Source organism: Micromonospora sp. B006 (genome assembly GCF_003408515.1).
Taxonomy (GTDB): Bacteria; Actinomycetota; Actinomycetes; order Mycobacteriales; family Micromonosporaceae; genus Micromonospora; species Micromonospora echinospora_A.
Map to the genome: position 1 here is coordinate 1239685 of NZ_CP030865.1, position 20655 is coordinate 1260339.

19 protein-coding genes and 3 tRNA genes are annotated in these 20655 nt (G+C 72.2%); 13 read left to right on the forward strand and 9 right to left on the reverse strand.

Translation table 11 applies throughout. The features are described from left to right. Positions 1-23: 23 nt before the first annotated feature. Positions 24-611, reverse strand: coding sequence for a sigma-70 family RNA polymerase sigma factor (locus MicB006_RS06065; RefSeq protein WP_073830835.1), 588 nt, complete (start codon positions 609-611; stop codon positions 24-26). Between the two features lie 222 nt (positions 612-833). Between MicB006_RS06065 and MicB006_RS06070 the strand changes: the two genes are divergently transcribed. The 3 genes from MicB006_RS06070 (at position 834) to MicB006_RS06080 (ending at position 4241) form a co-directional block, all read left to right on the forward strand. Beyond that, positions 834-2501 carry a copper resistance protein CopC/CopD gene (locus MicB006_RS06070; protein WP_116511222.1) on the forward strand — a complete coding sequence of 556 codons (1668 nt, stop codon included), beginning with the start codon at positions 834-836 and terminating at the stop codon, positions 2499-2501. Positions 2502-2517: 16 nt separating this feature from the next. Continuing rightward, entirely contained in the window at positions 2518-3249 is a 732-nt protein-coding gene (locus tag MicB006_RS06075) for a YcnI family protein (protein WP_116504408.1), read from the forward strand. A gap of 140 nt (positions 3250-3389) precedes the next feature. After that, positions 3390-4241 (forward strand): hypothetical protein, encoded by an 852-nt coding sequence (locus tag MicB006_RS06080; RefSeq protein ID WP_116504410.1) that lies wholly within the window; start codon positions 3390-3392, stop codon positions 4239-4241. Positions 4242-4343: 102 nt separating this feature from the next. Here MicB006_RS06080 and MicB006_RS06085 read toward each other — a convergent pair whose 3' ends face one another. Continuing rightward, on the reverse strand, positions 4344-5639 hold the full coding sequence (locus tag MicB006_RS06085; protein WP_116504412.1) for a glycosyltransferase 87 family protein: 1296 nt from the start codon (positions 5637-5639) through the stop codon (positions 4344-4346). A 74-nt stretch (positions 5640-5713) separates the two neighbouring features. Here MicB006_RS06085 and orn point away from each other — a divergent pair, with 74 nt between their 5' ends. After that, positions 5714-6304 (forward strand): oligoribonuclease, encoded by a 591-nt coding sequence (gene orn, locus MicB006_RS06090; RefSeq protein WP_116504414.1) that lies wholly within the window; start codon positions 5714-5716, stop codon positions 6302-6304. Between the two features lie 88 nt (positions 6305-6392). Then, positions 6393-6465: transfer RNA gene (locus tag MicB006_RS06095), tRNA-His, on the forward strand. A 279-nt stretch (positions 6466-6744) separates the two neighbouring features. Here MicB006_RS06095 and MicB006_RS06100 read toward each other — a convergent pair. From MicB006_RS06100 to MicB006_RS06110, 3 genes are all read right to left on the reverse strand, one after another. Continuing rightward, a complete protein-coding gene (locus tag MicB006_RS06100) occupies positions 6745-7335 on the reverse strand; it encodes a hypothetical protein (protein ID WP_116504416.1) in 591 nt (196 codons plus the stop codon). A gap of 145 nt (positions 7336-7480) precedes the next feature. Beyond that, on the reverse strand, positions 7481-8797 hold the full coding sequence (locus tag MicB006_RS06105; protein ID WP_116504418.1) for an Ig-like domain-containing protein: 1317 nt from the start codon (positions 8795-8797) through the stop codon (positions 7481-7483). Between the two features lie 161 nt (positions 8798-8958). Next, entirely contained in the window at positions 8959-10236 is a 1278-nt protein-coding gene (locus tag MicB006_RS06110) for an Ig-like domain-containing protein (RefSeq protein WP_116504420.1), read from the reverse strand. 187 nt (positions 10237-10423) lie between these two features. On the opposite strand from MicB006_RS06110, the gene MicB006_RS06115 reads away from it, so the two are divergent. The 4 genes from MicB006_RS06115 to MicB006_RS06130 all read left to right on the forward strand — a co-directional run bounded on the left by MicB006_RS06115 (position 10424) and on the right by MicB006_RS06130 (position 12378). Continuing rightward, positions 10424-10499 (forward strand) — tRNA-Lys (locus MicB006_RS06115). A gap of 218 nt (positions 10500-10717) precedes the next feature. Continuing rightward, positions 10718-10906: a hypothetical protein gene (locus tag MicB006_RS06120; protein ID WP_225980662.1), complete on the forward strand. Its 189-nt coding sequence runs from the start codon at positions 10718-10720 to the stop codon at positions 10904-10906. A 39-nt stretch (positions 10907-10945) separates the two neighbouring features. Next, positions 10946-11497 carry a kinase gene (locus MicB006_RS06125; RefSeq protein ID WP_116504425.1) on the forward strand — a complete coding sequence of 184 codons (552 nt, stop codon included), beginning with the start codon at positions 10946-10948 and terminating at the stop codon, positions 11495-11497. A 47-nt stretch (positions 11498-11544) separates the two neighbouring features. After that, positions 11545-12378 carry a MerR family transcriptional regulator gene (locus MicB006_RS06130; RefSeq protein WP_116504426.1) on the forward strand — a complete coding sequence of 278 codons (834 nt, stop codon included), beginning with the start codon at positions 11545-11547 and terminating at the stop codon, positions 12376-12378. Positions 12379-12399: 21 nt separating this feature from the next. Here MicB006_RS06130 and MicB006_RS06135 read toward each other — a convergent pair whose 3' ends face one another. The 3 genes from MicB006_RS06135 to MicB006_RS06145 all read right to left on the reverse strand — a co-directional run bounded on the left by MicB006_RS06135 (position 12400) and on the right by MicB006_RS06145 (position 14409). Then, positions 12400-13341: a GlxA family transcriptional regulator gene (locus MicB006_RS06135; protein WP_116504428.1), complete on the reverse strand. Its 942-nt coding sequence runs from the start codon at positions 13339-13341 to the stop codon at positions 12400-12402. Positions 13342-13357: 16 nt separating this feature from the next. Then, positions 13358-13783 carry a DUF6010 family protein gene (locus tag MicB006_RS06140; protein WP_225980663.1) on the reverse strand — a complete coding sequence of 142 codons (426 nt, stop codon included), beginning with the start codon at positions 13781-13783 and terminating at the stop codon, positions 13358-13360. A 122-nt stretch (positions 13784-13905) separates the two neighbouring features. Beyond that, positions 13906-14409 carry a polyketide cyclase gene (locus tag MicB006_RS06145; RefSeq protein WP_116504431.1) on the reverse strand — a complete coding sequence of 168 codons (504 nt, stop codon included), beginning with the start codon at positions 14407-14409 and terminating at the stop codon, positions 13906-13908. Positions 14410-14556: 147 nt separating this feature from the next. Between MicB006_RS06145 and MicB006_RS06150 the strand changes: the two genes are divergently transcribed. Further along, the gene (locus MicB006_RS06150) at positions 14557-17619 is read left to right on the forward strand and encodes a VWD domain-containing protein (protein ID WP_116504433.1); all 3063 of its coding nucleotides are present in this window, start codon (positions 14557-14559) and stop codon (positions 17617-17619) included. Positions 17620-17682: 63 nt separating this feature from the next. Continuing rightward, positions 17683-17758: transfer RNA gene (locus MicB006_RS06155), tRNA-Lys, on the forward strand. A gap of 126 nt (positions 17759-17884) precedes the next feature. Here MicB006_RS06155 and MicB006_RS31800 read toward each other — a convergent pair. Continuing rightward, a complete protein-coding gene (locus MicB006_RS31800; RefSeq protein ID WP_161565911.1) occupies positions 17885-18058 on the reverse strand; it encodes a hypothetical protein in 174 nt (57 codons plus the stop codon). Positions 18059-18566: 508 nt separating this feature from the next. On the opposite strand from MicB006_RS31800, the gene MicB006_RS06160 reads away from it, so the two are divergent. Both MicB006_RS06160 and MicB006_RS06165 read left to right on the forward strand, forming a co-directional pair. After that, positions 18567-19739 (forward strand): hypothetical protein, encoded by a 1173-nt coding sequence (locus MicB006_RS06160; protein WP_116504435.1) that lies wholly within the window; start codon positions 18567-18569, stop codon positions 19737-19739. Positions 19740-19875: 136 nt separating this feature from the next. After that, positions 19876-20163 carry a hypothetical protein gene (locus tag MicB006_RS06165; protein ID WP_116504437.1) on the forward strand — a complete coding sequence of 96 codons (288 nt, stop codon included), beginning with the start codon at positions 19876-19878 and terminating at the stop codon, positions 20161-20163. Positions 20164-20655: the final 492 nt, after the last annotated feature.

The window sequence follows — 20655 nt, forward strand, 5'->3', positions numbered from 1 at the left end:
CCGAGCGTCACGATTGGTTCCCGCTATCCGGTCATCGTGTCGCCGACGGCGCCGACCAGCTCGTCGCGGGCGCGGGCCACCCGGGAGCGGATGGTGCCCACCGGCACCCCCTCCACGTCGGCGGCCTCGGCGTAGGACAGGCCGAGCAACTGGGTGAGCACGAAAGCGGAGCGCCGCTCGGCCGGTAGCCGGCGGACCAGGTCGGTGGCGCCGAGCTGACCGGCCGGGTCCGGGTAGGGGCGGTCGGTGGCGGCCTGGGCGGCGAGCCGCGCGTCGAGCCGTCGGCGGCGTACGACTGTGCGCAGGTGGTCGGCGCAGGCCCGGCGGGCGATGCCGAGCAGCCAGGTACGCACGCTGGAGCGCCCCTCGAAGCCGGGCAGCGCCCGGAACGCCCGCAGGTACGTCTCCTGGGTCAGGTCGTCCGCGCTGTCCGGGTCGACGAGCGCGGCGGCGAAGCGCCACACCTCGGCCTGCGTGGCCCGGACGAGGGCTGCCTGCGCGTCGCGGTCCCCGTCGCGGGCGGCCAGCGCCCAGCCGGTGGCCGTGTCCCGGACAGCCTCGGAGGCCGCCTCGGGGCGGTCGGCGGCGGTGTCGCGCGGGCCGGGGATCACGTCACCCGAGGTTACGCGGCGTACCTGGGCGGGACAGGGTCCTTCGGCCCATTCCGTGGTCCCGCACACGCCGGGAACTTTTTCCCTCCGCCGTCCGACTACCCTCCCATGACCTCCGAGCAGGCCCGGCGTGGCGCGCGCCGCCGCGCCGGGTGGGCGCTCGGTCACGCCCGCCCGAGGCCGGCTCGCCGGATCGGCTCCGGTTCGGGAACCATGGCGGTCATGACTGCTGCCGTACGCCGCCCGTCCCGGGCCGTCGCCGCCCGATCGGGGGCCGTCGCCGGGCTGCTGCTCCTGCTGGTCGCCCTGCTGCTCGTGCCGGCCACCCCGGCCGCCGCCCACGCGGTGCTGGTGAGCAGCAGCCCGGCGGCCTCCGCCGTGGTGCCCGACGCGCCCGCGCAGGTGGTGATCACCTTCAGCGAGAGCGTCCGCAAGGTGCCCGGGAAGGTACGCGTGATCGCCCCCGACGGCTCGCGGGCCGACCGGGGCGAGCCGACGTTCCAGGGCGCCGAGGTCACCATCCCGGTGGACCCCGGCGCGGGGCGCGGCACCTACCTGGTGAGCTACCGGGTCATCTCGGCGGACAGTCACCCGGTCTCCGGCGCCTTCACCTACTCCGTCGGCGCGCCGTCCGAGCCGCCCACCGACAGCGGCACCGACAACCGGGCGAACCCGGTGACCGAGACCGCGGTGAAGGTGGCGAAGTACGCCGGCTACGCCGGGCTGCTGCTGCTCGTCGGCCCGGCGCTGGTGCTGGCGGCGCTCTGGCCGCGCCGGCTGTCCCGCCGCGGCCCGGCCCGGCTGGCCTGGACCGGGCTGGGCGTGCTGGCGGTGGCGACGCTGGCCGAGGTGTGGCTCCAGGTGCCCTACGTCAACGGCGGCGGCCTGTTCGACGTGACCGGCTCGGGGCTCGGCGACGTGCTCGGCAGCGCGTACGGCACGACCCACCTGGTCCGGCTGGGCCTGCTCGCCGCGGCGGCGTTCCTGCTCCGGCCGCTGTTCGCCGGACCGGTCGGCCGCACCGACGGGATCATCCTCGCCGTTCTCGGCGGCGCCGCGCTGTTCACCTGGCCGCTCGCCGGGCACGCGGCGGCCTCACCGGCCCCGGCCGTGTCGGTGGTGGTGGACGCGGTGCACCTGGGCGCCATGGCGGTCTGGCTCGGCGGCCTGGTGATGCTCGCGGTGTTCCTGCTGCGCCGGGCCGACGAGCGCGAGCTGGACGCGATCCTGCCGATCTGGTCCCGCTGGGCGGCGCTCGCGGTGGCCGCGCTGCTGCTGGCCGGCACCGTGCAGGGGCTGATCGAGGTGGCCAGCGTCCAGGCGCTGATCGACACCACGTACGGGCAGTTGCTGCTCGCCAAGATCGCGTTGTTCGCGCTGGTGATCGGCGTGGCCGCGTACTCCCGGGCGCTGGTGCGGCGGCGGCTCGCCGCCGGCCGGCAGGGGTCGATGCGGCGGGCGGTGGTGGCCGAGCTGGCGATCACGGCGGTGGTGCTGGGCGTGTCGGCGACGCTCGTGCAGACCACGCCGGCGCGGACCGCCGTGGCGGACGCGCCGGGCGCCTCGGCCGGCTACTTCTCCACCACGCTGAGCAGCCCGATCTACTCGCTCCAGGTCGAGCTGGACCCGGCCGAGACCGGCAACAACTCGATGCACCTGTACGCCTACACCCCCGACAACAGGCCGCAGCCGGTGCAGGAGTGGAAGGTCACCGCCGCCCTGCCGTCGGCCGGGATCGAACCGATCACGGTCCCGCTGCTGCCGTTGAGCGACAACCACGCCACCGGCGAGGTCAACCTGCCGGCCCGTGGTGACTGGCAGTTGCGCATCACCGTCCGCACGTCCGACATCGACCAGGCCACGGTGACCGCCACCGTGCCGATCAAGTAACGGGAAGGTCCCACTGATGATCCGTCTCCGGCGCTCCGCGACCGTCGCCGCGCTGACTCTCGCCGCCGTCGCCACGACCGTGCTCGGCCTGGCCGGGTCGGCTTCGGCGCACGTCACGATCAACCCGGCCGAGGGCAAGCAGGGCGGCTACGGCCGGTTCGCCTTCCGGGTGCCGAACGAGAGCGACACGGCGTCGACGGTCAAGGTCGAGGTGAACCTGCCGGAGAACGCCCCCGTCGGTTCGGTCTCCACCATGCCGGTGCCGGGCTGGACGGTGGCCGTGGAGAAGCGCAAGGTCGACCCGCCGATCGAGGTGCACGGCAGCCAGCTCACCGAGGCGGTCTCCAAGCTGACCTTCACCGCCGCGCCGAACGGCGGCGTCAAGCCGGGCGAGTTCCAGGAGTTCCCGGTGTCGATGGGCCCGCTGCCGCAGGTCGACACGATGGTGTTCAAGGTCCTCCAGACGTACTCCGACGGCAACGTGTCCCGGTGGATCGAGGAGCCGACGCCGGGCGCGGAGGAGCCGGAGAACCCGGCGCCGGTGCTCAAGCTGGCCGCCGCCGAGAACGCTCCGGCCTCGCCCGGCGCGAGCGCGCCGGCAGCCGAGGCGGCCGACGACGATGACGACGCCGAGTCGGGCGCGGCCGTCGCGCTCGGGGTGGCCGGGCTGGTCGCCGGTCTCGGCGGCCTGGTCCTCGGCGGCCTGGCGTTCGCGCGTACCCGGCGGGAGCCCGCCGCGAAGTCCTGAACGCGAGCGACGCACCGGCCCGGCGGAACGATCCGCCGGGCCGGTCGCCGTCCCGGCCGGGTGCCGCCGATATCCGGCGATCGGCCGACCCGCGTCGGTAAGGTCGGCCGGGTAGTTGGCTACCGAGAGGGACGACGCGAATGCGTTTCGCACGCACGATCGCCGGCATGGTGCTGCTGGCGCTGGGGGTTCCGGCCCTGCTGGCCGGCGCCGGCCTCTGGCTCGCGGCCCGGCACGCCGACCCGGACGGCGGCTTCGGCGCCCGGTTCGAGCCGGTCCGCACGCCCGCCCGCGCGGTGCTGGTGACCGACGTGGACGCGCTGCTGCGCACCGACCTGCCGGTGGCCCGCACCGGGCAGGCCCGGCTGCACCTCACCGCACGGGACGATCACGGCCCGGTCTTCCTCGGCCTCGCCCCGACCGATGAGGTGCGGCGGTGGCTCGCCGACGTCCCGCACAGCACGGTGCGCCGCGTCGCCGTCACCCGGGGGGCGCTTCCGGTCGATCTCGACCCGGCGACCGCCGGCGACGGTGTCGCCGTGCCGCTGGCCCAGCCCTTCTGGGTACGCGAGGGCATCGGCTCGCTGGAGTGGAGCCCGGCCGAGCTGAGCGGCCGGTCGTTGAGCCTGGTGGTGATGCGCGTCGACGGCGCCGACGGGCTCGACCTGTGGATGCGAGGCGAGCTGCGGGCCGGCTGGTTCCCCGGGCTGGCGTGGGCGCTGCTGACCGGCGGGACGCTGTTCGTGATCCTCGCCGTGGTGGTGCTGCTGCGGCCGTTGCGGCCGCGTGAGGTGGTCTTCGTGGTCGAGCCGGACCAGGTGCCGGTGCTGGCCGGGCGCCTCGGCGTCACCTCGCTGAGCGGGCTGGGCCGGCAGCCGGGTCCGGCGTCGCGGCCCGAACGGCATCTGGTGGCGGTGGGCTCGGGCGCCGGCGGGCGCACCCGCGCGGCGATCGCCCCGCTGCCCAGCCGGTGCCCGGACGACCAGGACTGACGACCGGAAACCCGAACGGCCCTCCGCGCTGCCGACGCGGAGGGCCGTCCTCACCGGGGGATCGGTGCTACCTGGGAGAAATCTGAGGTAGTTGAGACCAGATTAGCGCTGATCGCCGTTTGTTGCGAGGTGTGTCCGTTCAGTCCGTGTTATCCGAGGTTCGTCTCGGTGGTGACGGATCGGGAGCACCGCCAGCAACAGCAGGCTGAGCAGCACGTACACGTTGCGGACGACGAAGTCGACCGGGTCGTCCGTGTGCACGACGGCGGTGCCCCAGTCCTGGAACGTCACCAGGCCGTACACGATCGGCAGGCCGACGACGGCGGCCAGCGCGAACAGGCCGCCGCGACGGCGCGCCCCGGCGGGCGTCGCCGGATCGGCGTCCAGCGCCGCGTCGACGAGCACCACCACGGCGGGAATGAACCAGTACAGGTGGTGGATCCACGTGATCGGGCTGACCAGGCCGCCCACCAGGCCGGTCAGTGTGAGACCCACCAGCGCGTCCCCCGCCCGAGCCGCCCGCGCGGCCCGCCACAGACCGAACGCGGCCACCGCCAGCGCGAGCAGCAGCCACAGCAGCCGGTCCGCCTCGGCCGATGCGGCCAAGCGGCTGAGCAGCCCGAACAGCGACTGGTTCCCGGTGTAGTCGGTGCGGCCCACCCGGTCGGTGGCCCACAGCTCGTGGGTCCAGAACCGCCACGAGTCACCCGGCGCGACCGCCGCCGCCGGCAACGTTGCCGCCGCCGCGGTCGCCGCCGCCACCGCCGCCGCCCGCCACCTGCGGGCGACCAGCAGGTAGAGGACGAAGATGCCGGGGAAGAGCTTGAGCGCCGCGGCCAGACCCACGCCGACTCCGGCCCAGCGTCGCCCCTGGGGTACGGCGAACAGCAGGTCGGCCAGGATCAGCACCACCAGCAGCATGTTGATCTGCCCGAGCGTGAGCGTCTCCCGGGTGCTCTCCACCGCCAGCACCAGCAGCACGGCGACCGTCAGGCCGAAACCGCGCGGCAGATCGTGCCGCCGCAGCACCGGCAGCACCAGCCAGCGGGTCGTCACCACCACCGCGGCCACTGTCAGCACCGCGAACATGGCGACGGCCACGCCGAGCCGCAGATACCCGAACGGGAGCAGCAGCAGCGCCGCGAACGGTGGATAGGTGAAGTAGAGGGCGCCCTGCACCCGGTCCGGCTGGACGTAGTCGTAGAGCGGATGCCCGGCCGCCCACCAGTCCATCGCCGACATGTAGATCTTCTGGTCGTAGTAGTCGTGGCGCAGGTTGGGCAGGTAGAGCGCCGGCAGGATCGCGACCAGCGCCAGCACCGCTACGACCCGCCGGACCGTACGCGCGCCCGCGTCGTCGCGGGCGACGGCGGGTGGGGCGGCGGGTTCGGCTGGCACGCAGGAAACCCTAGCGGTCCACCTCGGCCACCGTGCCGAGGCGCGGGCGGGTCGGCGGCGCGTAGTCTGTTCCGGTGGCTGATCTTCTCGTCTGGATCGACTGTGAGATGACCGGGCTGGACCTGCGGCGGGACGCGCTGATCGAGGTCGCGGCGCTGGTCACCGATCCCGATCTCAACGTGCTCGGTGACGGCGTCGACGTGGTGATCCACGCCGACGACGAGGTGCTCGACGGCATGCCGGAGATCGTGCGCAGCATGCACGCCAAGTCCGGGCTCACCGAGGAGGTACGCCGCTCCACGGTGACGCTGACCGAAGCCGAGGACATGGTGCTCGACTACGTGACCAGCTACGTGAAGGACCCGCGTACCGCGCCGCTGTGCGGCAACTCGATCGCCACCGACCGGGGCTTCCTGGCCCGCGACATGACCCGGCTCGACGCCCACCTGCACTACCGGATGATCGACGTGTCGTCGATCAAGGAACTGTGCCGGCGCTGGTACCCGCGGGTGTACTTCGGGCAGCCGCAGAAGGGCCTGGCCCACCGGGCGCTCGCCGACATCAGGGAGAGCATCCGCGAGCTGGAGTACTACCGGCGGACCCTGTTCGTGCCGCTGCCCGGCCCGGACGTCGAGGCCGCGAAGGCGATAGCCGCCCAGCTCTGACGCCCGGCCGAACCCGGTGGACGGGGTCGGCCGTAGTGTGGCTATTATTAGTCCGCGCACCGCCCGGGCAACCGCAGCGGCGAGCATGGTGGCTGTAGCTCAGTTGGCAGAGCACCGGGTTGTGGTCCCGGTTGTCGTGGGTTCAATTCCCATCAGTCACCCCGATAGTGGATCTGCTCCACGCCTGATCACGCCCCCTCCTCCGAGGGGGCGTGAGTCGTTTCAGGGGCACCGCAGGGAAGTCGTGGCCCCGCCAGTGCGCGTCTCCCCTGCGGAAGTCGTTCGAACTTCGGCTGGAAATCGACGCGATGTGCTTCCTGTCCAGAGAAGCACGCCTACACTGGGGTGGTACATAGAGCCGACCAGTCCGCGGATGTGGTCGGAAGTTGGGCCGAGGACTCCCGGGGCAGACCGGGACCTCGGCCCCGCGCTGTTCACAGTCAGTGCAGCTCGATCTCGGACATTCTCAGTGTGGGCGTCAGTGGAGCGAGCAGCTGTTGCCCATGAGCTGAGCCGTGTGCGCTGCTGACCGCGCCGGCAACGATGTCCGGCAGCCACAGCAGCGGATCACTCTGCGGTCCGTACGGCCGCGCGAAGTCGATCTTGATCCGTCCTGAGATGATCCGCCGCCGCTTGAACTGAGCAATGGCAGCGGTGTCCTTGGCGTTGAGCGACGCCGTGCGGGTCTCGATGCTCGCGTGTTCCACGCCTGCCTGGTCGAGTTGCCACAACATCTGCTCCATGCACAGCCGCCGGGCGCGTTCCTGCCGGGAGCTGTCCATGCCGGTTCCCATGACCACCACATGGACCGCTGCAGTAATGGACGCCACGGCCTGGATCATCTTGCGCCGTTCGTCGTCGGTCGCGTCCCTGTAGTGAACGCGGGCCCGGGGCGTCGGAGCCAGCCTGGCAGCGTCGAACCGGACCATCTCGACCTCGCTGGTCTGTATCACCGCAGCTGCGAGCACGTAGATGCCGCTGTGGTCGGGCCGCTGACGCATCGACTCGTCGAGCCAGGCCGCGCTGCTCATCTGACCACCTCAACGACCGGCTGACGGAAGGTCCATGGTGCGCCCGGCCATGAGGGGAACGAGCGCGGTCCCGACAAGACATGGCCTGTGTGTCTCCTCACGACGAAGCCCCCTCCTTCCGGAGAGGGCTTCGTCGTGTGCCGGGTCAGGGGGTGGGCTCGACGCTGGGCGTACCTGCGTCCGGGGTGGTGTCGGCGTCCGGGGTGGTGTCGGCGGTCGGCGGCTCGTACGGCAGGGCGCTGCCCTTGACGTACTGCTCCCAGCTCATGTTCCAGTCCGTCCAGCCGTTGCCGTTCTGGAGCTTGCGTTCGGTGCCCTTGACCGTGATCGGGTCGCCGATCCGGGTGTTGGCGAACAGCCAGTTGCCTTCCTTCATCGAGACGTTGACGCAGCCGTGCGACACGTTCGTCCGGCCCTGCACGCCCTCCGACCAGGGTGCGGCGTGGATGAACTCGCCGCCCCAGGTGAGCCGCTGGGCGTAGTCGATCTCGGTGCGGTAGCCCTCCTCCGGGCCCAGCTCCTCCATGGTGTCGAAGACCGTGTGCCGGAGCTTCTCCATCACCACCATGGTGCCGCTGGACGAGGGGGTGCTCTTCTTGCCGAGGCTCACCGGGATGGTCTTGACCACCTTGCCGTCGCGGGTGACAGTCATCCGCTTGGTGCGGTTGTCGACGGTCATCACGAACGACGGGCCGATCTTGACGTCGACGGTGAGGTCGGACCGGCCGTACCAGCCGCCGCCGAGCGGCAGCCCGCCCGCCTGCACCTTGTAGCTGACGGTGCTGTTGGGCTTCCAGAAGGTCTTGGGCCGGTAGCGCACCTCGGTCGGGCTCACCCAGTGCCAGATGCCCTCCTGGGCGGGCTTGGCGGTGACGATCATCCGGCGCTGCACGTCGTCGCGGTAGTCCTCCGGGATGGCCCGGCCGAACTTCACGATCAGCGGCATGGCCACGCCGACGACCTGGTTGTCACCGAGGAAGCTGGTGACCCGCACCTGCTGGGCCGGCTTCGCCATGGTGGTGAACGTGCTGGTGGCGGTGGCGGGCTTGCCGTCGTCGCCGGTCGCCGTCACGGTCGCGGTGTACGTCTGCCCGTACGCCAGCGCGGCGGCCGGCAGCCAGCTCTTGCCGTCCGCGGCGACCGTGCCGTCGACGGCCTTGCCGGTGGAGTCCTTCACCTCGACGGTGGTCTCCTGCGCCTCGGTCGTGGTGAAGGTGATGGCGGTGGAGGCGGGCACGTCCTTGGCGTCGGCGGCGGGCTCGCTGATCGTGGCGGCTGCCTTCGGGGCCTTCTCGCCACCGTCGCCGCCGCCCTGCCAGCTCGACGGCTTGCCGCCACCGCCGCCGGTGCAGGCGGAGGTCAGGGCCAACGCGGCGGCGAGCACCCCGGCCGCCAGCGCGCGGCGGCGGCCGACGCGCGGGGCGCTCCCGCCCCTGATCGGTTCGTCCTGGCCAGCTCGCATGATTCCCTCACAAGTGATGCCGTTCGGCGTCGTCTCAGGTCAGACGCGCCGGAGCGGATACGCGTTGCCGGACGTGAACCGGAACACCCCGCCGGGATGTAACGATTCCACGGCCGCCCGGCGCTTCGTCGGAGGTGGCGTGTCCGACCACGTTACGCCGGTCAGAACGGCGCCGGCTGCCCGCCCTGCGGCACGGGCAGCGCGCTGCCGGCGACGAACTGCGACCAGCTCATGCTCCAGGCCGTCCAGCCGTTGCCCGGCGCCAGGCGGCGTTCGGTGCCCTTCACCGTGATCGGGTCGCCCACGAGCGTCTTGCCGAACAGCCACCGGCCGTTGGCCATCGACACGTTCACGCAGCCGTGCGAGACGTTGCGGCGCCCCTGCACGCCCTCGGACCAGGGCGCGGCGTGGATGTACTCGCCACCCCAGGTGATCCGCTGGGCGAAGTCGATCTCGGTGACGTAGCGGTTGGCCGGGTTTGGCTCGCTGCGGGTGTCGAAGACGGTGGACTCCTTCTTCTCCATCACCACCATCGTGCCGCTGGAGGAGGGGGTGCTCTTCTTGCCCAGGCTGACCGGCAGCGTACGGATCACCGTGCCGTTCTCGGAGACCGTCATCTGCTTGGTCGCGTTGTCGACGGTCATCTCGAACGCGCGGCCGATCTTGGCGGTGGCGCTGCGGTCGATGTTGCCGTACCGGCCGTTGCTCAGCGGGATCCCGGCCAGCGCCAGCCGGACCGTGATCGTGGTGCCGGTCTTCCAGTACTCCGGGGCGCGGTAGTACGCCTGCGTGCCGTTGTCGACCCAGTGCCAGGCGCCGGGCTGCGGCGGGTCGGTCTGCACGAACATCCGCTTCTGCACCGCGGCCCGGTCCTTCTTCGGGATGCCGGGGGAGAACTCGGCGACCACCGGCATGGCCACCCCGTACGTCTTGTCGCTGAACATGTAGAGGCCGGAGCCGATCATCGACTTGGGCTTGGCCATCGTGGTGAACGTGCTGGTGCCCTGGTACGGCTGGCCGTCCTTGCCGGTCCCGGTGACAGTGGCGGTGTACTTCGCGCCGTACTTCAGCGCGGCCGACGGCACCCAGCTGGAGCCGTCCCGCCGCATCCGTCCGGGGACGGTGGTGCCGTCGGCGGTGGCGAGCACCACCTTCGACACGGTGCCGCCGCCCGGGATGCGGGCGCTGATCTCGGTGCTGACCGGCCGGCTCGCCGCGCCGTCGGCCGGGCTGACCGTCAGCGCCGCCGCGGGGGCGCCGCCGGTCGGGGCGGCGCTCGGGTCGGCGGGCGCCGAGGCCGAGACGCCGCCGACCTGCTGCTGGCCGGGCTCGAACGCCGGCTTCTTCCCCTCGTCGCCGCCGCCGCACCCGGTCAGTGCGAGCGACGCCGTGAGGACCAGGACGCCCACCGTCGCCCCGGCCCGCGAGAACCTGCCCATGCCCACCCCTGTCCTCACATGCCTGGCGGACATCGTGCCGTATCGACGCCATCTGACCCGCCCCCGCGTCCAAATCTTTGACCGTTTTGATCGGTTTCGTCGGTTAAGCTCGTCCGAAGGGTGGACCCCGGTATCGGATTGGAACCCGGCTCGGCGGGCGTGCTAATCTTCTTCCCGTTGTCAGCGAGCGCCGCTAGCTCAACTGGCAGAGCAGCGGACTCTTAATCCGCGGGTTCGGGGTTCGAGTCCCTGGCGGCGCACCAACGAGCAAGGCCCTGAGCAGGCGTTCCACGCCGTTCGGGGCCTTTTTCGCGCTTGCCGCTCACCCGTGCGCCGGGCGATCGCCCGTGGGTGGAACGCCATGGGTGTCAAACGGGCCCGGAGGCACCCGTGACGTTCCACCGAGGGGCGGTCAGCCCGGTGGCCGGGAGGGAACCGGCCGCGGATCCGCAGCGCCGCCACCTCGGTCGCGGGCGCCCTGGTGCTCGGTCTGGGCGCGCCCGCGTACGCGGACTACACGAGCCCGATCTACTCGACCCTGAAAGCCTGCAACGACGCGCGGCCCAAGTACCAGTCGTCGTGGACGAAGCCGCAGGCGTGCCGCCCCATGTACAACTGGGACGGCACGAAGGTGATCGGGTACGCGTTCCTGGTGATCACCCGGGCCTGATCGGCGTTCGTCTGCGGCACCTGACGCCAGGGAGGGATCGTGTCCGCTGAGACCACCGGCAGCCCGGACACGATCCTCGTCTGCATCAGGGGCAACTCCGGTTCGGGCAAGAGCAGCATCGCCCGCGAGCTGCGCCGCCGGCACGGCCGGGGCTGCGCACTTGTCGAGCAGGACTACCTGCGCCGCGTCGTCCTGCGCGAACGGGACAAGCCCGGCGGTGTCGCCCCCGCCCTGATCGAGCAGACCGTCCGGTTCGCGCTCGACCACGGCCACCACGTGGTCCTGGAGGGCATCCTCCACACCGGCCGTTACCGCGACATGCTGACCTCGCTGCGGGACGGCCACCGGGGCCGGTCGCTGTTCTGCTATCTCGACGTGTCGCTGGCCGAGACGCTGCGCCGGCATCTGACCCGCCCGCAGGCCGGTGACTTCACCGCCGAGCAGATGAGCGGTTGGTACGTCGCGCACGACGTCCTGGGCTGGCCGGGCGAACTCGTCCTCCCGGAGACCACCGGACTGGAACAGGCGGTCGAGGCGATCGCGGCTACCGCCGGGCTGCCCCAGACCGGACGCGACGACGACAGGCGTTAGGCGGCGGCGCTTGCCCTTCCGGTAAGTGCAAGAGGCAGTCTGGGGTCATGTTGTCGATCAGCGAGTTCAGCCAGATGTGTCACCTGTCGCCGCAGGCGCTGCGCTTCTACCACGCCGAAGGGCTGCTGGTGCCCGCCGAGGTCGACGACCGGACCGGCCACCGCTCGTACGCCTTCGAGCAGGTGGAACGGGCCATGCTGATCACCCTGCTGCGGGACACCGGAATGAGCGTGAAGCTCGTCCGGCGTGCCCTCGACGAACCGGACCAGGCGCTCGCTCTGCTCGATCGGCACAGCGACGAGGTCAGCCGGGAACGCCAAGCTCAGGCGGACGCGATCGCTGCCGCCCGCGCCGTCTTCGAGGCGCAGCCCGAGCCACGGTTGCGGCACGTGCCCGCCGTGACTGTGGTGGCGCGGCTCGTGCCGGGCACGCCGCTGGGCCGTGACGCGCAGGAGTGGGACCGGGCCGAGGAGATCCTCACGGCGGCGGCGGCCGAGCTGGTCACCACCGTGCGGCAGGCCGGCGTCACCTGCCTGGGTGAGCCGTGGCGGACGCTGGCGCTGGAGACGCCGGAGCAGGACCGGCGGGTACTCGACGGCGCCGGGCCGTTCTGGGCGGTCAAGGTCGCGGTGGCGGGCACCCCGGAGATGCTGCCGTCCCTGCCTGCCGACCTGATGGTGCAGATGCCCGAGGCCCACGACGAGCTGTCCATCTTCATGCCGGGCCGCAACACCATGGCCAAGTACTGCACTGTGGTCCTGCGCCTGCTCGACGCCGCCCCCGTCGAGGGCGAGCGGTTCGTCAACCTGGCGCGTCTGCGTCAGGAGGTCCGGCCCGACGGCGTGCTGAGCAGCGCGCCCGTCGAACGACGACCGGAGTGACCCGCCGGGCCGGTCCCTCGGTCAGACGCCCCGGAAACTACGGCGGTACGCCTGCGGACTCGTGCCGGTGATCCGCCTGAAGCGGTCCCGGAAGGCGGTGGTGGAGCCGAAGCCGACCTGGCTCGCCACCCGGTCGACGGGGTGGGTCGTGGTCTCCAGCAGGTGCTGGGCCTGGTGTACGCGCACCCGGTGCAGCCACCGCAGCGGGGTGGTGCCGGTCTGGTCCCGGAACCGGCGGTTCAGCGTGCGAGTGCTCAGCCCCGCGTGCCGGGCGATGTCGGTGAGGGTCAGCTCACGCCGGGCGTTGTCGCGCATCCAGGCCAGCAGCGGCTCCAACGTCGCACCCTCGGGGGCGGGCGGCTCGTGCGTGATGAACTGCGCCTGCCCGCCCGCGCGTTCCAGCGGCATGACGGACAGCCGTGCCGCGTCGGCGGCGACGGCGGCCCCGTGGTCACGGCGGACCAGGTGCAGGCACAGGTCGAGCCCGGCGGCGGCGCCGGCGGAGGTCAGGAACTGACCGTTGTCCACGTAGAGGACGTTGGGGTCGACCTGGACGCGCGGATACTCGGCGGCGAGCCGGTCGGTGGCGACCCAGTGCGTGGTCGCCCGATGCCCGTCGAGCAGGCCGGTGGCGGCGAGGGTGAACGCGCCGCCGCAGATCGAGGCGATCCGGGCGCCGCGGGCCGCGGCGGCCCGCAGCGCGTCGAGGACGGCGGCGGGCGTCGCGGCGGCCGGGTCTGACACACCGGGTACGACGACCGTGTCGGCGTCGGCGAGGGCGTCCAGGCCCCACGGCACCGCCATGCGGAACGCGCCGGTGGTGACGGTCGGCGTCGCGGCGCAGACGAGCACCCGGTAGCCGGGCCGGCCGTCGGCCAGGCGTGCGCGGCCGAAGACCTCCATCGGGGTGGCCAGGTCGAACGGCACGACGCTGTCGAGGGCGAGCACTGCCACTGTGCGCATGGCCGAATTCAACCAGTCAGGACCGCGCGGCGACCGGCGGGCGCAACGCCGTGACGGCCCTCCGGTACAGGTCCTTGACCGACAGGCCGCCGGCGAAGCACCAGAGCGCGATGACCGGATCGCAGAGGGCGCAGCCGAAGGAGGAGTCGTGCAGCGACGGGATGATCGGCGTGCCGCGGCGGTGGTGCAGCACGTCCCAGGCCGTGTGCAGCAGCCACCCCAGACCGATGAAGGTGTACGAGGTGAGCCCGGCGTAGCCCACCGCGACGAGCAGGGCGCAGAACGCCAGTTCCCACAGCCCGAACCCGCCGCCGCTGAGGTAGGCGGCACCGGCCCCGGTGACGATGAGCGCGTTCAGCCGTCGCCGGTGCGGCTCGGGCACGAGCGAGTTGAGCCCGACGTAGACCAGGCCGATCACGACCGGCATGACATAGCGAAGCACGTGCGGCCCCGTTTCCGTTCGCGGTGAAGCGTGTCGGGAAGGAGCCTAGGAAGGCCGGCCACCGGGGACGAGAGGCGAAAATGCCAGCATCCGCCGGATTCCCGCCACGCCGGTGCCCACGGTCAGCGGTCCGCGCCCTGCTCGGCGAGCCGCTTGAGGTTCAGCAACTGCCGGCGGGCCATCACCAGGTCACCGAGGCATCCACCGAGGGCGATCACCGGGTTCGTCCGCATCACGACCTTGAGCAGCAGGCGGGTCGTGTTCCCGGCGCCCGGCACCAGGACGTACGACAGGACCGCGCCCATGATCCGGCCGGTGAGGTGACGCCCCGGCTCGACAGCGAGGATCCGGCCCCGTCGCCGCCCGCCCGCAGTGGTGAACGGCTCGCAGGCCACCGGCTCGGGAAGGCCCACCAGCAGTTGCGGTGAGCGGCGGCCGAGGTTGTCGATCCAGTCGTACGAGTAGGGCGCGAGCCGGATCTGGCCGACCCACTGCCACACGGCCGCCGGTGGCGCGTCCACGCTCACCCCGCGCCACGCCCGCAACGTGGGCGCGGGCACGAAGTCGTCGCACGGGTAGCGGCGCAGCGTCTCGTCGTCCGACACGCCCCACCGGTCACCGAGCATGGGCCCGGCCCAGCACGAGCGTGGTCCGCAGGTCGAGCACGACGGTGCCGCCGAAGTCGTCCACATTCATCACCAGCAGGATACGGCTCCGACCGGTCTCCGACAGACCGCGACGGAACCGGCCCGCCCGCCCCTACAGTCCGCACCATGAGGTGGATCCTGCGGCTGGTCGCGGCGCTCGGCGTACTCGTGACCGCCCTGGCGGCCGGGGCGGCGAGCGCCGTCGCGGCGCCCGCCGACGGCGGCCTCGGCCTGGCCCTGCGGCCCGGCCAGGCCGACTACCGCGCCGGGGAGCAGGTCCGCCTCGACCTCACCGTCACGAACACCACCAGCGCGGCGTGCGCGCTCGCCACCCGCGCCGTCGGCACCGTGCAGATCACCGGGGTACGCCGGGACGGGCGCGACCTCACGCCGACGCTCGCCCGCAGCTTCCACGACGACGGGATCGGCGCCGCCGCCACCGCAGCGCTCACCACAGTGGAACCGGGCGCGACCGCCACCGTGGCGTCGACCGGGGTACGGCTGCGCGACGGCGAGGTGGTGCTCCGCTCGGTGGCCGCCACCGGGGACGGCGGCGGGCTGGACACGCTCTGGCCGGTGGGCGCACCCGGCCGGTACGAGGTGACCGCGGGCTACGTGACGCTGCCGGTGACCGGCGCGGCGGACCTGTGCGCGGGCGCGACGGCGCTGCGGACCACCACGTTCACCGTGTCCGACGACGGCGGCACCGGCCTCCGCCGGCTCTGGGTGGTGGCCGGGGGAGCGCTGGCGCTGCTCGCCGTCGCGCTGGTCGTACTGCTGCTGGTGCGCCGCCGCCGGCCGACCGCCGCCGCCGTGGCGCTGCTGCTGGTCGCGGTCGGCGCGCTCGTCGGCGGTGGCGCCCGGCCGGCGCGGGCCGACTACGGCGTCGACCCGACCGCCGGGGTGCCGGTCAGCGGCGTCGACTTCCAGGCGGCTGTCGACGGCTGCCTGGCCGGATTCGCGCTACCCGGCGGCGATCCGTCCGGCCTGCTGCCGAGGCTGCGGGACAAGAAGAGCCCGCGGGTGCGGATCATCCCGACCACCGGCGGCTCCGGCGCGTTCGAGACGCCGCAGAGCGCCGACGGCAAGGGCTCCTCCACCGTCACGTGGAACCCGACCTCCACCGACCCGTACGGCGACGGGGTGGCCCGCGACCCCTGCGCCGCGCTCTACCACGAGCTGAACCACGCCGACGACATCTCCCGCGACGCCGTGCCGCAGGGCGAGTGCGGCGGCACCGGCATCCGTACCGCCGAGGTGAAGGCGACGCTCGCGGAGAACCGCTACCGGGCGGCGAAGGGGTTGCCGCCGCGCACCGAGTACGACGGGAAGACGCTGCCGAAGAGCCTCGACGAGTGCAAGAAGCCGGCCAAGAAGACGCCGCCGCCGAAGGGCCCGGTGAAGCTCTGCGAGGACGGCGCCGACTGCGGCGGCAGCAACGGCGATCCGCACCTGGTCACGTTCGACCGGGTCGCCTACGACTTCCAGGCCGTGGGCGAGTTCACGCTGGTCGCGTCCACCGGTGGCGATCCGCTGGAGGTGCAGGTCCGGCAGGCGCCGATGGCCGGCACGCGGACCGCCTCGGTCAACTTGGCTGTCGCGTTCCGGATCGGCGCGCACCGCGTCGCGCTCACCCTCACCGACGGCGGCACCCGGGTGCACGTCGACGGCGCGCCGCTCGCCGCGCCGCCGGACCGCACCGACCTGGCCGGCGGCGGCACGCTCACCCGCCGTCCGTCGGACACCGGCCCCGCCGACGGGTACGACGTGACGTGGCCGGACGGCTCGGCGGCGGCGGTGGACCAGATCGGCAGCTACGGCTACCGGATCCTGGTGCGGCTGGCCGACAGCCGGGCCGGAAAGGTACGCGGACTGCTCGGCGACTTCGACGGCGACCCGGCCGACGACATCGCGCCCGCCTCCGGGGCACCGCTGGCCCAGCCGGTGCCGTTCGACAAGCTCTATCCCGCGTACGCGGACAGCTGGCGAATCGCCGCGGACCGCTCCCTGCTGCACTACGACGACGGGCAGGACACCGGCACCTTCACCGACCGCGCCTTCCCGGAACGGGAGGTCACAGTCGCCGACCTCGACCCGGCCCGCCGCGCGGCGGCCGAGCAGATCTGCCGCTGGGCCGGCGTGACCGCGCCCGCCCAGCTCGCCGAGTGCGTCTTCGACGTCGCGGTCAGCGGGCGCCCCGAGTTCGCCGTCGCCGGCGCGAGCACCGAACGGGTCGCCCCGCCGGCCGCCCCGCCGATCAGCGCCGTACCCGTCGCCACCGCCACGCTCACCCCCGGCGGCGCGCCGCTGACGTTCGCCGCCCGCGCCGGAGACGCCGTCTTCGTCGACGCCACCGCGCCCGGGATCGGCGACCGCTGCTCGCCGTACGTGCTCACCGACCCGGGCGGCCGCGAGATCGCCAGCGGGTGCAACATCAAGGGCAACGGGTACGTCGACCGCGTCGACCTCACCGCTACCGGCACGTACGCGCTGCGGGTCACCGCCGAGCCCGACGACACCGGCCGGGTCGCGGTGCGGGTGTACTCGGCCCGGGACAGCGACGGCACGATGCAGCCGAATGGCCCGGCGGTCACCGCGACAGTCGAGCAACCCGGCGCGCGGGCGCGTTACCGGTTCACCGGGCGCGCCGGTGAGCGCGTCTACGTGGAGGTGCCGACGAGCAGCCTCACCGACCAGTGCTCCCCGCTGGAACTGCGGGACGCCGACGGGCGGCTGCTGCGCAGCGGCTGCGTGATCAACGGGGCCGGCGAGATCGACGGCACGGTGCTGCCCGCCGACGGGACGTACACAGTGGTGGTCGACCCGACCGAACGAGGCACCGGCGCGACCACGCTGCGGGTGGTCACCAGCCGGGACCGCGAGGCCGCGATCACGCTCGGCGGGCCACCGGTCGTCGCCGTCGTGGACCGGCCCGGCGCGATCACCGGCTACCGGTTCACCGCCGCGGCCGGCACGTCGGTGACGGTGAGCGCTTCCGCCTCGGACCTGCCGGACCAGTGCGGCGTGCTGGCGCTGCGCGCGCCCGACGGCAGCACCGTCGGCAGCGGCTGTGTGATCAACGGGGCCGGTGAACTCGGGCCGGCCGTGTTGCCGGCCTCCGGGGCGTACACCCTGGTGGTGGACCCGTCGGGGGCCGCGACCGGGCAGGTCACGCTGGCGGTGCGGTGACGCCGACCCTGCTTTTCGGGGACGGTGGGCGGGCGTGCTAACGTCTCGTCCCGTTGTCAGCGAGCGCCGCTAGCTCAACTGGCAGAGCAGCGGACTCTTAATCCGCGGGTTCGGGGTTCGAGTCCCTGGCGGCGCACCAACGATCAAGGCCCTGGCCGGGTGGTTCACACCGGGTCGGGGCCTTTTTCGCGTCCGCTCGCGCGCGGGTGGTGCTGGCTCGGTGGGGCGCTCGGGAGCCGTTGGGCTGTCGTCGGCGCCCACGGGGTCAGCGACGACCGCGGCTACGCCAGCGGCGCGTCGGACGCGCCCACCAGCCCTGCCACCAGGCGAGGCGGTCCTTGGACTGCTGCGGGAAGACGATCCTCAACGCGCTGAGCGCGGCGGCCAGCACGAGCAGTAGTACCAAGGTCCAGGTCGGAAGAGCGGAGACAGCGTCCATGATCGGAACGCTGGGAAAGGACAGGACAGGGATCGACTGCGCAGGCGGTCGACGAAGCATGACGAGCTCCTAGACGCTTGCGGATCCGAGACGGACGCAGACCGCTGGCGGGTCTGGTTGTCTGCTCGGATCGGCATTTCGCCTCGGTCACCGTTCGACCTGCCCCCTCGTCTCGTTGCCCATTTCGGGACCCGGCGTTGCGTGTTGCGGTGCCGGTAGACGCCCTGCTCGGTCTAGCGCTCGTATCCAGATGTAGCTCTCATGATAGATCACCTCGGCTCGGCCCTGGAGAGGCGGCACCCGGCAGTCCGGAACCCGCGACCCTGCCGGCGCGGCCGGTCGCGCCGCCTGTAGCTCCACCCAGTCGGGTGGGCCCAGCCCGGCATACTGGACGGTGCCCGTTGGCCCACCGGGGCACTCGGCAAATTTCTTCAAAATTTATTGCCGGTCGGTCTCCACCAGGGGCTCAAGGAGTAAGACCTCAATCCACGAGCGCCAAGGACCGCCGATGCGAACCGACACCACGATCCCCCACCCCGACGACGACCTGCCGCACGACACATTCGTCGATGAGACCGCCACCAGCGCCGACGAGCCGGAGCCGCCGGATCCGGACCGCCACGGCACCCGCTGCGGCCGCGCCGACGGCGGAGCCGATCTGTTCGTCGTGCTGCCGTCCTCCGGCCATGAGCCCCGGCTCACGGCCTACTGGGGAGAAATTGCACTGAAGCTCGGCGACGACTGGGCCTCGAAGATCACCTCGGCGGCGGCGTCCAAATTCGTGACCGAGGCCGGCATGGCCATGCAGGTCAAGCAGGGCAGCTTGCGGCGCTCGACGGTCATCACGTACACCGAGCCGTTCGACGTCGACGTCATCGCCCACCTCACCCCGCCCGCCGCGGCCCCCAACGACCACACCAGCCGCCTGATCCGCCTGCTCAAGCACTGGAGCCACGCGGCGGACGGACAGTCGAAGCTCGCGACCCGCATCGAGCTAAAAACCTCGCTGCCGCAAGGCAGCCGCTGCCGCTGGTGGGACGACGCGACGACCCGCGCTGCCGGCTGGGCCGCGTCCCGGGCCGTCCGTGCGGCTCTGCAGGCCCGCGACGCGGTCATCCAGGAAGACCAGGAGGCCGGCCAAGCCGTCGTGGCCACATACGTATCGCAGTGGCTGGGTCTCACGCCCACCGTGGTAATGGTCGAGGCCGCCGGCAACGCGCTGCTTCAGGCGCCTCTGGATCCGTACAACCCCAGCCCCGACAGCGCGGTGGTCAAGCGGCTGCGCAGCGCCACCTTCCTGCAACGCCGGGCCTGGCGCCCAATCGGCGAGACGTGGCTGCACGGCCGCCGCGTCGACTCCCTCGAGCGCCCCCTTCGGCTCGGTGCCGACGAGCAGATGCTTACCGTAGCCGACACCCTCGGAATCGAAGACCGGCACGATATCGATCTGGAGGGCTGGCAGGACCGCCGCCTTCCACGCGTGCTGACCCAGCTGCACGCCGACGAACGTGACGTGGCGATGGCCTACGCGCACGACCCTGCCACCACCTGGGCCGCCGCGGCCCGGGCCTGTGGCCGGCCCGAGGCGTTCGGCGAACGGGTCCGCCGCAAGCTGCTGCGGCTCGGCAAGAACCTCGCCGCGCGGCTCGCCAACCAGCACGCTGTTCCGCGCGCGGCGTGACGCCCGGCCCCCGCCCAGCTCGTTCGGGCGCGGAGAAATCTTGGCGCTGATCGAGATTTATTGCTTGTCCGCCCGGATCCGGCGCTCAAAGGCAAGGGGTGTCCCACCACCAAGCCGATGAGGAGCACGACCTGCCATGACCAGATCGAACCACGACGACACGTCCCGCAATTCGGCATCCGGCCTGCGGCCGGCGCCGTTGAGTGGCGATCGCGACACCGCGCACCAGACCTTCGGCCGTGAGCCGGAGCCGCTGCTGAGCGTGCGTACCACTATGGTGCTGCTGCTAGCGGCCGTCGCCGGTATCGCCGCCGGCGTGCTCGCCGGCCTGGCCGGGCAGCCGCTTCCCGCCGCAGCCCTTGTCGGCGGGAACGCGGCCGGTGGAGCGGTTGCGCTCTTCCACTCCCTGATCGCGCGGCGATAGTCGGAGGAAGCGCCCCCTCGATACTGGCGCCGAGACAGATGACCACTCCAGACACGCCGATCGCCCTGGGCGCAAAGCCCGGGGCGATTGGTGGTGGAGGTGGGCCAGCCCCGCTGGTGACCGGCCTGCCCGCTGCGAGCGACGTGGTGGTGCGGGCGGTGGTCGGGCCGCCCCTGCAGGCGTGGAAGGGTGGGCATCCGTTGGTGTCGGGCATGAGGTGGTTTCCACGACAGGGCTGGACGCATTGACTCGACCAAGATCATACTCTTAATCCGCGGGTTCGGGGTTCGAGTCCCTGGCGGCGCACCACCAAGAGGGCTTTGACCTGGGGTTTCGCCCTGGGTCAAAGCCTTGGTGTTTTGGTGGGTGCTCGAGAGTCGTTGGACTGGTTGCCGTTTACCGGGACTGGGTGCAGTGCTCTTGGACGTCGGCTGTCACGACGTTCGTCGTGGTCCACCTGATGAGGGCTTCCGGTGGGGCGGCAGTGGGCGT

Excerpts from the sequence above, each read along its gene's own strand:
- MicB006_RS06070 (WP_116511222.1), top strand. The coding sequence starts at position 834 with ATGACTGCTGCCGTACGCCGCCCGTCCCGGGCCGTCGCCGCCCGATCG.
- MicB006_RS06075 (WP_116504408.1), top strand. The coding sequence starts at position 2,518 with ATGATCCGTCTCCGGCGCTCCGCGACCGTCGCCGCGCTGACTCTCGCC.
- MicB006_RS06080 (WP_116504410.1), top strand. The coding sequence starts at position 3,390 with ATGCGTTTCGCACGCACGATCGCCGGCATGGTGCTGCTGGCGCTGGGG.
- MicB006_RS06100 (WP_116504416.1), bottom strand. The coding sequence starts at position 7,335 with ATGAGCAGCGCGGCCTGGCTCGACGAGTCGATGCGTCAGCGGCCCGAC.
- MicB006_RS06105 (WP_116504418.1), bottom strand. The coding sequence starts at position 8,797 with ATGCGAGCTGGCCAGGACGAACCGATCAGGGGCGGGAGCGCCCCGCGC.
- MicB006_RS06110 (WP_116504420.1), bottom strand. The coding sequence starts at position 10,236 with ATGGGCAGGTTCTCGCGGGCCGGGGCGACGGTGGGCGTCCTGGTCCTC.
- MicB006_RS06130 (WP_116504426.1), top strand. The coding sequence starts at position 11,545 with ATGTTGTCGATCAGCGAGTTCAGCCAGATGTGTCACCTGTCGCCGCAG.
- MicB006_RS06135 (WP_116504428.1), bottom strand. The coding sequence starts at position 13,341 with ATGCGCACAGTGGCAGTGCTCGCCCTCGACAGCGTCGTGCCGTTCGAC.
- MicB006_RS06145 (WP_116504431.1), bottom strand. The coding sequence starts at position 14,409 with ATGCTCGGTGACCGGTGGGGCGTGTCGGACGACGAGACGCTGCGCCGC.
- MicB006_RS06150 (WP_116504433.1), top strand. The coding sequence starts at position 14,557 with ATGAGGTGGATCCTGCGGCTGGTCGCGGCGCTCGGCGTACTCGTGACC.
- MicB006_RS31800 (WP_161565911.1), bottom strand. The coding sequence starts at position 18,058 with ATGGACGCTGTCTCCGCTCTTCCGACCTGGACCTTGGTACTACTGCTC.
- MicB006_RS06160 (WP_116504435.1), top strand. The coding sequence starts at position 18,567 with ATGCGAACCGACACCACGATCCCCCACCCCGACGACGACCTGCCGCAC.
- MicB006_RS06165 (WP_116504437.1), top strand. The coding sequence starts at position 19,876 with ATGACCAGATCGAACCACGACGACACGTCCCGCAATTCGGCATCCGGC.